This is a genomic window from Enterococcus durans NBRC 100479 = LMG 10746, from assembly GCF_001544215.1.
GTDB lineage: Bacteria > Bacillota > Bacilli > Lactobacillales > Enterococcaceae > Enterococcus_B > Enterococcus_B durans.
On record NZ_BCQB01000012.1, the window covers coordinates 26,116 to 39,375 of the forward strand.

8 protein-coding genes and 1 pseudogene are annotated in these 13,260 nt (G+C 39.5%); 2 read left to right on the plus strand and 7 right to left on the minus strand.

What is annotated here, in order from left to right; all coding sequences use genetic code 11:
• The first annotated feature begins 3 nt into the window (after nucleotides 1–3).
• On the plus strand, nucleotides 4–1,083 hold the full coding sequence (locus ED2_RS05140) for a DUF58 domain-containing protein (RefSeq protein ID WP_016177495.1): 1,080 nt from the start codon (nucleotides 4–6) through the stop codon (nucleotides 1,081–1,083).
• A complete protein-coding gene (locus ED2_RS05145) occupies nucleotides 1,076–3,202 on the plus strand; it encodes a transglutaminase-like domain-containing protein (protein WP_016177494.1) in 2,127 nt (708 codons plus the stop codon). Before ED2_RS05140 ends, ED2_RS05145 begins: the two co-directional genes overlap by 8 nt.
• 118 nt (nucleotides 3,203–3,320) lie before the next feature.
• Here ED2_RS05145 and copB read toward each other — a convergent pair whose 3' ends face one another.
• From copB to ED2_RS05180, 7 genes and pseudogenes are all read right to left on the minus strand, one after another.
• A complete protein-coding gene (gene copB, locus ED2_RS05150) occupies nucleotides 3,321–5,483 on the minus strand; it encodes a copper/silver-translocating P-type ATPase CopB (RefSeq protein ID WP_408582049.1) in 2,163 nt (720 codons plus the stop codon).
• A 115-nt stretch (nucleotides 5,484–5,598) separates the two neighbouring features.
• Complete coding sequence (locus tag ED2_RS05155; RefSeq protein WP_005875582.1) at nucleotides 5,599–7,794, minus strand: heavy metal translocating P-type ATPase; 2,196 nt, start codon at nucleotides 7,792–7,794, stop codon at nucleotides 5,599–5,601.
• Nucleotides 7,794–8,003 carry a copper chaperone CopZ gene (gene copZ, locus ED2_RS05160; RefSeq protein ID WP_005875579.1) on the minus strand — a complete coding sequence of 70 codons (210 nt, stop codon included), beginning with the start codon at nucleotides 8,001–8,003 and terminating at the stop codon, nucleotides 7,794–7,796. Before copZ ends, ED2_RS05155 begins: the two co-directional genes overlap by 1 nt.
• A gap of 13 nt (nucleotides 8,004–8,016) precedes the next feature.
• Nucleotides 8,017–8,457: a CopY/TcrY family copper transport repressor gene (locus tag ED2_RS05165; RefSeq protein ID WP_005875576.1), complete on the minus strand. Its 441-nt coding sequence runs from the start codon at nucleotides 8,455–8,457 to the stop codon at nucleotides 8,017–8,019.
• 91 nt (nucleotides 8,458–8,548) lie between these two features.
• Nucleotides 8,549–9,071 (minus strand): annotated as a pseudogene (locus ED2_RS15630) (P-loop NTPase family protein).
• A 185-nt stretch (nucleotides 9,072–9,256) separates the two neighbouring features.
• Entirely contained in the window at nucleotides 9,257–10,714 is a 1,458-nt protein-coding gene (locus ED2_RS05175; RefSeq protein ID WP_016177491.1) for an APC family permease, read from the minus strand.
• Between the two features lie 363 nt (nucleotides 10,715–11,077).
• Nucleotides 11,078–13,156 carry a heavy metal translocating P-type ATPase gene (locus tag ED2_RS05180; protein WP_005875571.1) on the minus strand — a complete coding sequence of 693 codons (2,079 nt, stop codon included), beginning with the start codon at nucleotides 13,154–13,156 and terminating at the stop codon, nucleotides 11,078–11,080.
• Nucleotides 13,157–13,260 lie beyond the last annotated feature (104 nt).

The following is a 13,260-nucleotide window of genomic DNA, read 5'->3' on the forward strand; positions in this document are numbered from 1 at the left end:
CAAATGACAAAACTATTCAATTACCTGACTAACTCCTTGTTGCTCGGTATCTATTTTTTATTTGTGGGGTTTGCTATTCTTTTCAATAATTCATTGGGTTGGTTCCTTGCAACTTTTACCACACTTTATTTGTTATGGAGTTTTCTTTCATTAGGTTCACTTTTACGAAAAATAGCAGTCTCTAGTTCTGTTCCAGACTTCATCAACCGTGAAAAAGCAACTGTCACAACTGTTTATTTTTCGAAAGCACGAGCCTTTTCTATTCCCTTACCTCGTTTGACTATTCGCTTTTCTGAGAACTTCTCTCCCCAACAGGAAACGATTTTTGTCCTATCAAAAAAGAAGCAAGGCGTGCAAACGACCATCAATTTGCCAAGTCGGGGAACTTTAAAAACAGCCCCGATCGAACTGATCGCTTATGATCCTTTAGGGTTGTTTCGTAAAAGTATCAAACTGGAGATTCCTTTCAATACCACCGTTCTTCCCCGGTTTTGTGAAGAAGAAGCCAACCAACTATTTGAACAGTTGATCCACGATCAAAGGCAATTCCCCCAAAAAGGTGGAGAGGAATTGAAAGAGTATCGACCTTACCGCTATGGTGACCCAGTGAATCGGATCAATTGGAAATTATCGGCACATAGTCAAGAATGGCTTTATCGTGAAACAGAAGAAAAACAGCCAATGAGCGAGATCAGCCTATGTTTTTGGGGAGTACATGACCCATTTTTCGAAGAAACATTGGATATCTATTATTCTTTTTACCAATTAGTTAAAGATAAAAATCCGGAAATGATCGTTTTAGGAAAGGATCATTTTAGCCAGAATGAACCAACCAATCAATTATTTGCCAAATTACAGCCATTTCCTGTGACTGATGAAAAAAAGGCAACCGCCTATTTAAAAGATGCTCATAGCCCGCACCTTATCATTTTTACGCCTAGACTTTCCGACGCACTCCAAGCATTTAGTGAGGCAAACCCTAAAAATACCACTGTCGTTTTTATTTATTTCGAAAGCAATCACTTAGTCATTCAACATAAACAAGCTCGTCTAGCTGTCAAGGGAGGTACGAAAGATGACTGATAAAAAAATACTATGGCTTCGTGGGATATATTGTTTTTTTATACTTAGTGTCCCAGTACTTGTTTTTCTATCTGCGAATCAGTTGCCAGAGTATTTGACCCTTGTTTTGATCATTGGCTTGATTGCTGCCGTCACTGCTGGTTTACGTTCAAAACTACTGCGACTACCTTTTTATATTATTTTGGCTATTGGTGCACTTGTTCGTTATTTTCCTGAAACACCATTTTCTTTCCGTTGGTTCTCACAGTTTTACGCACAGATTTCGTTAGAGCTCGGGCAATTGTTTCAGGGAGAATTGAACTATTTTCCTGCAAAAACTGCTTTTTGTCTGATTTTATGCGTGATCTATCTCGCCTGTCTGCTAGTGATCGATTATGACCTATGGCCGATTCCTTTTATACTTATAACTGTATACTTTATGCTGTTGACTATTTTTAGGGATTTCGATCTATTTGAAGAAATGATTTTTGTCGTGGCTGTCTTATGTATCTATTTGATTTTCAGACAACTGTTAGTTACCCTTCCTAGCAATAAAAAAGGCCAATTTCTATTACTTACAAATTCAACTTTACTTGTCCTTTTAGTTATCAGTGCGACACTTCCTTCCTATTTACCGACATTCAATCAGGCGTTAGAAGAAAAAAGTGAACCAATCAGGGACTATCTCAACCAAGAAGGGCTCTATGACAAAATCAACAACTATCAAGCTACTGGTACCGCTAAAACTGGATTCAGTGAAAATGATGAGCAACTTGGTGGCCCTCTATATGATAACAACGATGCCGTTTTTACTGTTGTACAACCTGAAAGCAACTACTGGAAAGTGGAAAACAAGACTGATTATACTGGTAAAGGATGGAATGAAGATCCAAATGCTCCTCTTACTCCAGTGGAAAATATACCTTATGGACTTCAAGAATATCAGAAAGCTGACGCAACACCACAAACTGCCCAGCTATCTTTGAAAAGTCAAGCCTACATTCCTTATCCTTATGGGAATATCCAATTGACTACTCTGCCTGATCAAAACGAGATGCCCGTCTATTTTTTGCAGCAATCGAACCGTTTCATTTTAACTGGAGCCAAAAAAGATACTACGGTTACCATGGCTGTCAATAAAATTTCCACTTCGCCTGATAACCTACAAGCTATTCAGATCTCAGCCAATGATAAAAAGCGACATGAAAGTTTTCTGCAGTTGCCCTCTTCACTCCCTGAAAGAGTCAAAAATCTAGCAAATGAACTCACAGATGGACTTGCTACTCCTATTGAAAAAGTAAAAGCAATTGAAGATCACCTAAAATCGTTAGGGAACTATCGGTATTCAAAGATCGATGCACAACATACCCCAGAAAATCGTGACTATGTGGACTATTTTTTATTTGATACGAAAGTAGGTTATTGTGACAACTTTTCTACTGCTATGGTGGTTCTCCTTAGAGCAGCTGGGCTTCCTGCTCGTTGGGCCAAAGGATTTACAGGAGGCTATCAAACGGGTACAAAAGATGATAACAAAATATATACGATTTTAAACAGCAATGCACATTCTTGGCCGGAAGTTTATTTCCCTGGCTTTGGTTGGCTCCCTTTTGAACCTACTCCTGCTTTTTCAAATCCAGCAACTGCTGAACAGGAAGTTCCAGAAACATCCAGTGCGCCGCTTGCTTCAGATGTAGCAGAACAAAGCAGTGAACCTGAAGATACGCAACGTTCCTCTTCAGAAACAACAACCACTACTGAGAATGGTACAACTGACACATTGAAAAAAAATAATAGATTTCTGTTCTTTGCGCTATTTTCTGTTTTAGTGCTTGTTGTTCTCGGGCTCTATCGCAAAAAATTATATTGGTTCATTTATGTTCTCTGTCTTCACTTATTTATCGTCAACGAACGGCAAGCCTATCGTTTTCTGCTGTGGGGATGTGAGCGCCTGCTACCTAGAGCACCAGAAGAAGATCTCGTATCATACAGTATGCGCTTTGAAGCGAACTATCCACTGGATGATCGTTTCATCAAATTAACGACACATTATGAAGCATTCCTCTATGGCAGTCATGCTACCCCATTTGATAAAACAATGTATCACGCTGTTGCGGATGCGATCAGAAAACAGATATAACTAAATCATGAAAAAAAGACAATTCCTATTCTAGCTAAAAGAAACCATCTCTGCGTAAAGTCCATTTGATTTCTGCTATTTTAAGAATTGTCTTTTTTGATTTTCTTTCAGTTTTTTACTATTTCAGCGTTAGTGCGTTCAAAGCAACAACTACTGTACTTAGTGACATCAATACTGCACCCACTGCGGGACTTAAAATAATTCCGATTGGGGCTAAGATTCCCGCCGCTAAAGGAATAGCAACAATGTTGTAACCGGCACCCCACCAAAGATTCTGGATCATTTTTCTTCTTGTTTGTTTTGCCAATTCCAAGAAATGTAAAATATCTTTAGGGTCACTGTTTGTCAACACAACATCTGCCGAATCAATCGCGATATCCGTCCCAGCACCAATTGCCATTCCGATCGTGGCACGTGCCAAGCTAGGAGCATCATTGATCCCATCACCAACCATGATCACTTTTTTGCCTTTATCAAGATATTGTTGCACGATTGCTTCTTTGTCATCAGGTAACAATCCACCATAATAATTCTCAATACCCAAATATTCTGCTACTGCCTGTGCGGCTTTTTGATTGTCGCCAGTCAACATGACAGGCGTGATATTCTTTTCTTTAAGGGCTTGGATAAATTGTTTTGCTTCTGGTTTTATCACATCACCTAGAGCAATGATTGCCGCCAGTTGTTCTCCAATAATCAAATAACTTATTGTATTTCCTTGTTCTTCATAAGGTTTTACTCGGCTTGCATCAACTGATAACCCCAAGCGCTTCACTTCTTTTTCATTGACGATCTTCACTTTTTGGTCTTCAACATCTGCTTCTAGACCAACACCGCTTAGATTTTTTTGGTTCAACGCTTCATATGGGGCAATATCCTTTTCTTTTAGATAGTTCATGATACCAATCGCTAACGGATGATTGGCTGCGGATTCCAAAGCACCAATGTATTTCAGCAATTCTTCTTTTGTATAGTTGTCAGTTAACACTTCGAGACCTGTCACTGTAAATTTGCCTTGAGTCAATGTCCCTGTTTTATCCAGCATGATGACATCTAAGTCATTGGCTTGTTCCAATGCATTGCGATTTTTTAAAAGCAAGCCATTTTTGGCTGCAATCGAGGTAGAACGAGCGACTACTAAAGGTATCGCTAATCCTAACGCATGTGGACAAGCAATAATGAACACCGTAACCATTCGTTCTAGCGCATCTGGTAAATTCTCTAAGAATAACCAAGCAATAAAAGCCAAGATACCGGCGACTAATGCAACATAAAAGAGCCATTTGGCTACTTTATCTGATAATGATTCTAGCTTAGATTTTTCACCTTGGGCTTTTCGTACCATGTCCATGACTTTCGCTAAATAACCATTTTCGCCAGTTCCTGTTACAGTGATTTCAATCGTACCATCACCATTGATCGATCCACCAATAACTTGGTCGTCTACGCTTTTCTTCACGCCTCTAGATTCACCAGTAACCGCAGATTCGTCCACGATCGTTTCACCTTTTACGATCGTACCATCTGTTGGCATCTTATCTCCGGCACGAACGATCAGATGATCCCCCTCTTTTACTTCTTTAAGAGAGACAGTTTCTTCTGTACCGTCTTTTTTCAGACGTTTAACAGACTCAGGAAGTAATTCAGCTAATTTCTGCAATGCATTACTAGCATTTGAAACAGCGTTCATTTCGATCCAATGCCCCAACAGCATGATGACGATCAATGTGGCTAATTCCCAGAAGAAGTCCATTACATGTGCTTGCGGATTGATCAAATTTGCGACAAATGAATAGACACTATATACATATGCAACAGTAATCCCCATAGCAATCAAGGTCATCATTGCAGGACTTTTTTGTTGGAGTTCCATTTTCGCTCCACTTAAAAATGGTTGTCCGCCGTATATAAAAAGGATTGTCGCAAGAACTAGAACTACCCATTCAGACCCAGGAAATGTAATTTGGAAAGGAAATTCCATTCCCATCATCGGTGAAAAGAGAATGATCGGAATAGCTAAAATAAGCGATAACCAAAATTTTTGTTTGAAATTCCCCATGTGCATGGAATGGTCCATTCCGCCCATACTTCCATGATCCATGTGATCGTGGTTCATATTTCCATGGTCCATTTGTCCATGGTTCATATTTTTATGGTTCATGTGTTCATGGTCCATACCTTCATGATTCATGTGTTCATGCTTCATACCTTCATGATTCATGTGTTCATGCTTCATACCTTCATGATTCATGTGTTCATGTCCCATTTGTCCATGATCCATTTCTTCATTATCCATACCTTCATGGTTCATGTGGCCATGATCCATTTCTCTATGCTCATGTTGTTCATTAGAAACCTGTTTTTCTGGATGTGTTGTTTTTTCTTTCATCTTTACCCTATCCTTTCTTCGAATGTGTCATCCTCCGATTCAAACTTAGGGAGTTTAGCAAAACACTTACAGAACTAAAGGCCATGGCGCCACCTGCAATGATAGGATTCAAAAAGCCGAGTGCGGCAAATGGAATGCCGATCGTATTATAAATAAATGCCCAAAATAGATTTTGCTTGATCTTCTTCAAAGTGGCTGTCGAAAGAGCAATCATCTGGCTGATCGAAGTCAAATGACTATTCATCAAAGTGACATCCGCAGCTTCCATTGCGATGTCCGTCCCACTTCCCATAGCGATCCCCACATCTGCAAGAGCTAACGCTGGCGCATCGTTGATCCCATCACCGACCATTCCAACTTTTTCTCCTTTTTTCTGAAGGCTCTCAACGTAGTTCGCTTTGTCTTCCGGTAACACTTCTGCGAAAATATGTGCTGGATCGATTCCAACTTGTTTACCGATTGCTTGAGCTGCAAGTTGATTGTCTCCTGTCACCATGTAAACTGCGACACCATTGTTCTGTAACTGTGCGATTGCCTGTTTGGCGTCATCTTTGATTTGATCCGATACAGCGATCAAACCAAGGACTTTTTTGTCATTTGCCAAGAACATGACTGTTTTCCCCTGTCCTTCTAATTCTAACGCTTGTTCTTGAAATTCATCAAATGAAAGGGTCATTTCTTCCAACCGCTTTCTGGTACCGGCAAAATAAAACTGTCCATTGATTTTCCCACTGATGCCAGCTCCTGGATGGGCAGTGAAATCTGTGATTGGCTCAGCGATCATCCCTTGAGTTTCTCCGTAAGCGACGATTGCTTTACCTAAAGGATGTTCAGAAGCATATTCTAATGAATAAAAGAGCGAAGCTACTTCTTCGTTTCCCAAAACATCTGTCACTTCTGGCGTACCGCGAGTGATCGTGCCTGTTTTATCTAAGATGATACTGCTCAAATGTGCCGCTGCTTCTAATGCTCCGCCGCCTTTGATCAAAATCCCATTGCGGGCGCCGACTCCTGTACCTACCATGATCGCTGTAGGTGTAGCTAGACCAAGCGCACAAGGACAGGCGATCACTAGAACTGAGACACTATGGATCACGGCAAGTTGCCAGTCATTGGTCATAAATCCAGTAATCAGTAACGTTAACACTGCAAGCACTAAAACAATCGGTACGAATATCCCTGAGATCCTATCAGCGATCTTTTGGATGGGTGCTTTGCTTCCTTGAGCATCTTCGACCATTTGAATGATCTGTGCCAAAACTGTTTGCTTCCCAATTTGAGAAACTTCCATTTGGATCAAACCATTTGTATTGATCGTCCCTCCAAAGATAGAGTCATTTTCCTTTTTCTCCACTGGAACACTTTCGCCTGTCAGCATACTTTCATCGATGGCACTAGTCCCTGAAATAATCTTTCCATCTGTCGGTATCTGTTCCCCTGGACGGATCACTAGGATATCTGATAGATTGACTTCATCAATTGAGATTGTTTGTTCCTGTCCATCTCTTAACACTTGAGCCGTCTTTGTCTGTAACGACATCAACTGTTTGATTGCGTCACCTGTTTTGCTTTTCGCTGTATGTTCTAAATATTTACCTAACAATATCAACGTAATGATCATACTGCTGCTTTCAAAATATAAATCGGTGGAATGACTTGGAAAAAAGCCATTGTAGACACTTAAAGCAAAAGCCGCAGTCGTTCCGATCGCGACTAAGACATCCATATTTGGTGCCTTTGTTTTCAATGCATGATAGGCACCTTTATAAAAACGCCATCCCACATAAAATTGGACTGGAATAGCTAAGATAAGTTGAACGATCGGCCGATGAAAAAAGTGGACGATCTCACTATTGTTCCCTAACATCATCGCGATCATTGCCAACATTAGCGGCAACGTCAATACTGCACTGAAAATCAGGTCAAATTTCATTTTCTTGCGATAAGCCGTTTTTTCTTCCGCAATCTTTTGTTTATGTGCATCATCGTACAAGATTGCTCCATACCCGATATTTTCAACACTGCGAATCAGTTTTTCTGTTGACGTTTCTTTATAGGTCACACTAGCTTTTTCAGTAGCTAAATTAACAGTTGCAGATACAACACCCGGTTGCTCTTTCAATTCTTTCTCGATTCGAGCAGAGCAATTCGCACAGGTCATCCCTGTGATAACAAATGTATCCATTTTTGTTTGGGCATCCATCAAATCACCTCAGATTGATAGCCTAATGCATTGATCGTCTGGCAGATTTTTTCCGGTTGGATTTTTTCTTCATCATATTTCACGATCCCATTTTCTTTTTTTAGATTGACTTTTATCTTTTTTACGCCATCAAGTGAATGAACGGCTTCTTCCACACGTTCGACACAATGGTTACAACTCATTCCTTTAATTGAAAATTCTTGTTTCATCATTTATTCCTCCTTATTGATGTTCCTTACAATGGCATTGGCCAGGGATACAGTTGCATGCAACGGATGCGACTGGCTGTTTTTTATTTAATTGGTCTAAGATCATCTCGATATCTTCTTGCGTCAAGGTTGCTTCTTCCACTAAGTCAGCAATCGTTGCCCCGATCCTTTTTGCACAGATATGGGAAAAAAGATTCTCAGTTGCACTGCGAACCGTTTCCGTCTCCGAAACGGCAGGATGATAAATAAATTTTTTCCCCTCTTGTTCTGTCCAGACCGCTTCTTTTTTCACCAGACGTCCCAACAAAGTTTTTACTGTGGCTGCTTTCCATTCCATGGATTCTGCGAGTATCTGCGTGATTTCTTGTGCTGTCGATTGACCAAGGGTCCAGATGACTCGCATGATCTCCCACTCAGAGTCACTGATCTTGATTGGGGAAGTTACTTCTTTCATCTCATCACTCTTCCTTTATGTTTACAGATGTAAACTTAAGTACAAATATAGATTACAACCGTAAACGTAAAATGTCAAATGGTTTCTCCTATTATTTGCTCAATTTCTTTAAAAATACTGTTTGCTCCCGTTTGTTGTGCAAAATAATCAATTTTTTGCTTGCACCTAGTTGATCAATACGATTTAATAACCGCGGTTCATTTTTTTCTTATAATGTAAAACAAATGAGAGAAATTCTATATATTCGCTATCTAGTTTTTCACTAAAGGTGTGAGGCATATCTGGTCTTGTTGCTTTGTTTCTTTTTCTTTTGATACTTCTTAAAATCACTCGGTAGATTGCGAGGAGTGTGGGGACTTTTAGTAATATGATCTGATCTGCTTCTTCGATTCTCTCTGTCGCTGTACCGGTATAGTTGCCTTCGATGATCCATGATTCATTTTCAGCCATGAATTTTTTTGTTCTGCTTTGAACCATTCTGCAGCCTCGTCACTGTAATCTGTGGTATGCCATAACAAGTCTAGTGGCAACAGAGGTCTATGTGTGATCGTTTGCATCTTCCTTGCTAGTGTAGATTTCCCAGCACCGCTTTGACCGATAATCATTCGCTTCATTTACTCTCCCCATTTCATTCATCTTTTTTTCTATCTTACCATAGGAAAAAAGAGAGGCAAGGCATCCTTATGCCTTGTCTCTCTTTATCCGTATAAACGTTTTGTTCTTATTTTCAGCTTATTTCCTGTTCTTTCAAACGATTGGATATTTTTCTCCATCCATGAATAGACTCACGTTCTGTTCATCATACTTGAGTAACAGGTTCTTCTACTTTATTTTTATCTCTACGTGCAATTGCAGGTAAGATCATTCCTAATAAAATCAAAATGATCGGTGTCACGACGTTTGAGACCAACTGGAACCACCATGCTTTTGGATCAGCTGCATACTCGACTTTTGGTACCATTCCCAAAATACAAGCAAATGCAGTGAATGCAAAACACCAAGCGCCAAAAATAAAGCCGATTTTTGGATTTTTAACAAACTTATATTCAGAAGTGAATTTCTTATACGCTTTATTCAACATCATATAAGCTAAGAATACCCATAAATAACGCATTGGCATGACTACTGAATTCAGGTTCGTCAACCATTTGACTAGTTCATTCATATCCTTGATCCCAACGATCGGTAGTAAGATGATGATACCGACTAAAATCCCAGTTAATAAATAGCCGTTGACTAGTGTTCCTTTGCGGTTACGTTTGCGCAACCAATTAGGTACAAAGTTTGGATCAGCATCAGCTAATAAGATTTTTAGTGGCGCATCGATCGAAAAGGCTAATGCAGAAATCTGACCGACCATATTTGTCAATGCGTAAATGATCATCAATACATTTCCTATACCATAATAATTTCCAAGGATCTGGAATGCACTATATGCACCATTTGCCATCAGATCTTTAGGGATATTGTCACTAGCAAAGAGCATCCCCATCGCTACTGAACCTAAGACCGCACACACGCCGACCATTGCCGCTAAAAAGATCATCCCTTTTGGAAATTCTTTTGCAGGGTTACGTGTTGAATTGACATATGGAGAAATTTTTTCTGCTCCGCCAACCGCAAATACTAACATCGAAACTGTCGTGAAATAGCTAAAGTCAAATGTAGGGATGTATGTTTTGACTTCATTCATATGAGGAGTCGCAAACTCCATTGTTGGATTGATGAATGGTGCTGTAACAGCGAGCAAGATGAATAATAAAGACATCACGAACATAGCTGTACCAGCCAAACCACCAATCACTTTTAGTGTCGATAGTCCTTTTGTTGAAAGATAAAGGAAGGCTAAGAAAATGATCAACGAGATGACCGCCACCATTTGGACTGACATCGTATTGACGATATTGCCATTTCCTTCAACTGCCCAACCAGCTGCAATCAATATTGCTTGTGGTTTTTGTGCCAAATAAGGAATATGGACGACCCAATAAGTCCAAGCAGCATAATACGCCAATCGTTTATTCGAGGTCGTATTCTCTACCCAAGAGCTGACGCCCCCTTTGCTATCTTTGAAGGCGGAGCCAAGTTGTCCAACAATTAAGGCATATGGGATAAAATAAATAGCAAGAATCAATAACCAAGAGGTAACAACGGAAATCCCTTGTTGCGCATAATTGTTGACTACATTCCCAATACCCCACACCATGTTGAATGCAATTAAAGCCACGGTAAACCAACGTAATTGTTTATCGTTCATTTGTTCTCTCCTTTTTGATTTTAATAGGTAAAACTAACATCCACATGTAATCATAATAAAACTCTTACATTTTTACAATATAATGTTATTTTAATTGTGGATTATTTTAGCAATTACACATTTTTCTTACATCTTATTATCATTTTTCGAGGTAAAACCCTTTTAAAAAGGCACATTTTATGAAAAAAGCTTTCCTTTTTTATAGAATATTCTGAAAAAATCAAATCAACGAAGTTATTTTAATTGTTTTTTTTACAGAATAGTTGCTATGTGTTTTTCTGACATGAGCGCAACAAAAAAACCTCTATTTGATCGAGAAGACTCGAAAAAATAAAGTTTTTTTATCCGTAAGTGGATTGAGTATTATTTGACGCGTAAACATCTCATTGCATTTAAAACGGCTAAGACAGTCACGCCAACATCCGCAAAAACAGCATCACCCATTGAAGCGATTCCGAATGCGCCCAATAACAGAACAAGCACTTTGACACCAATGGCAAAGAGGATATTTTGTTTGACGATTTTCAACGTTTTTCTAGATAAGCGAATTGCATCAACGATTTTCGAGGGTTCGTCATTCATGATGACCACATCTGCCGCTTCGATCGCTGCATCGCTTCCCAAACCACCCATAGCAATTCCAACATCTGCTCTCGCCAAAACAGGTGCATCATTGATTCCATCACCGACAAATGCGGTTTGTTGTGTTGCATTCTCCATGATATTTTCTAATTTTTCGACCTTGTCTTGTGGCAGTAATTCACTGTATACCTTATCTATCCCAAGTTTGTGTCCGATATGATCAGCAATATTTTTGGCATCCCCAGTGAGCATCACCGTTTGTTTGATCCCTACTTGTTTTAGTTTGCGCAATGCTTCTTGCGCATCAGGTTTCACTGTATCTGCAATCACCAAATAACCGACAAATTCACCATCCAGCGCTACATATAAAAGGGTACCAACTTCTTCACTCTTCGTGCTCTTGATCTGGTATCTTTCCATTAACTTGTGATTACCGACCAAAACAAGTTTTCCATCTATCTGCGCCTTGATTCCTTCTCCTGCCACTTCTTCTATTTCTTCTACTGGCAATAATGAACCTTCATAAGCAGATAAAACAGCTTGTGCAATGGGATGGGTAGATAATTGTTCAGCACTTGCTACGTATTGCATAAATTGTGTTTTCCCAAGAGTTGTTTCTAATTTTTGAACAGAAAAATCACCTTTTGTCAAAGTCCCGGTTTTATCAAAAACAATTGTATCTGTGTGGGCCAATAATTCTAAGTAATTCCCACCTTTTACCAATACCCCGATTTTACTTGCGCCACCGATTCCGCCAAAGAAGCTTAATGGGACAGAAATCACTAACGCACAAGGACAAGAAATCACTAGGAAAGTCAACGCACGATAGATCCAATCAGAAAATTCTGCCCCAGATATCACAAGGGGTGGAACGACAGCAAGTACTAAAGCTAATCCTACGACGATTGGTGTATAGTAGCGAGCAAATTTCGTGATAAAATTTTCTGCTGGTGCTTTTTTACTGCTTGCGTTTTCAACTAATTCCAATAGTTTACTAATCGTAGAATTCTCATACGTCTTTTCGACCTTGATCACTAATGGCTGATTTTTATTGATAAATCCACTTAAAACAGTTTCTCCAGCAAACACTTCTTTAGGTACAGACTCTCCAGTCAGTGCCGAGGTATCAACTAATGATTGCCCTGTAAGGATCGTTCCGTCTAATGGCACACGTTCGCCAGGTTTGACTAATACTTGCTCTCCAATCACTACATCTTCGGGTTGCTTTGTTATCAACCCGTTTTCTGTTTGGACATGGGCAACTTCTGGACGGATCGCCATCAATTCACGAATCGATTTTCTCGATTGGTTCACTGCAAATCCTTGGAAGTATTCACCAACTTGATAAAACAGCATAACTGCAACTGCTTCTGGATATTCTCCGATCAGCATTGCTCCGATAGTCGCAATCGCCATCAAAAAATTCTCATCAAAAATTTGTCCTTTGATTATGTTCCCGACTGCCCGTTTGATGATATCAAATCCAATGACTAAGTATATCAACAAAAATCCGATAAATTTGATTGGTTCAGCTGGTGACCACAGGAACAAAATCAGCAAGCCGATAGCAGAAAGGATGATACGTAGCAATGCACGTTTTTCATGGTCGTCTTTTTCTCCCTGAACTTCTTGCTTTTTCTTAGTGATCTCTTTCATCGAAACATCTGGTTCTACTTCTTTTACGACTCTTTTCGTTTCGTTTTCAATTGTTGCTAAATCTTTATCACTCGCTTCGATCGTCAGTTTACATGTCGTAAAATTGACAGTTGCTTGCTTTACTCCTTTGATTTCATTCACTTTTTTCTCGATTTTCATCGCGCAATTGGCACAATCTAATCCATCTAAATAATAACTCTTCATTTTCCTCACTCCTCGCATTTACATATGAGTAACTCTTCATAAGTAATTATATATGAATGAACACTCATGTGTCAAATGGAAAATGTCCTTTTAGAGAAGTGAAC

Bases quoted from the DNA above. Each gene is read 5' to 3' on its own strand.
- ED2_RS05180 (WP_005875571.1), bottom strand. From the start codon at position 13,156: ATGAAGAGTTATTATTTAGATGGATTAGATTGTGCCAATTGCGCGATG.
- copZ (WP_005875579.1), bottom strand. From the start codon at position 8,003: ATGAAACAAGAATTTTCAATTAAAGGAATGAGTTGTAACCATTGTGTC.
- ED2_RS05175 (WP_016177491.1), bottom strand. From the start codon at position 10,714: ATGAACGATAAACAATTACGTTGGTTTACCGTGGCTTTAATTGCATTC.
- ED2_RS05165 (WP_005875576.1), bottom strand. From the start codon at position 8,457: ATGAAAGAAGTAACTTCCCCAATCAAGATCAGTGACTCTGAGTGGGAG.
- ED2_RS05145 (WP_016177494.1), top strand. From the start codon at position 1,076: ATGACTGATAAAAAAATACTATGGCTTCGTGGGATATATTGTTTTTTT.
- copB (WP_408582049.1), bottom strand. From the start codon at position 5,483: ATGGATCATGGACAAATGGGACATGAACACATGAATCATGAAGGTATG.
- ED2_RS05155 (WP_005875582.1), bottom strand. From the start codon at position 7,794: ATGGATGCCCAAACAAAAATGGATACATTTGTTATCACAGGGATGACC.
- ED2_RS05140 (WP_016177495.1), top strand. From the start codon at position 4: ATGACAAAACTATTCAATTACCTGACTAACTCCTTGTTGCTCGGTATC.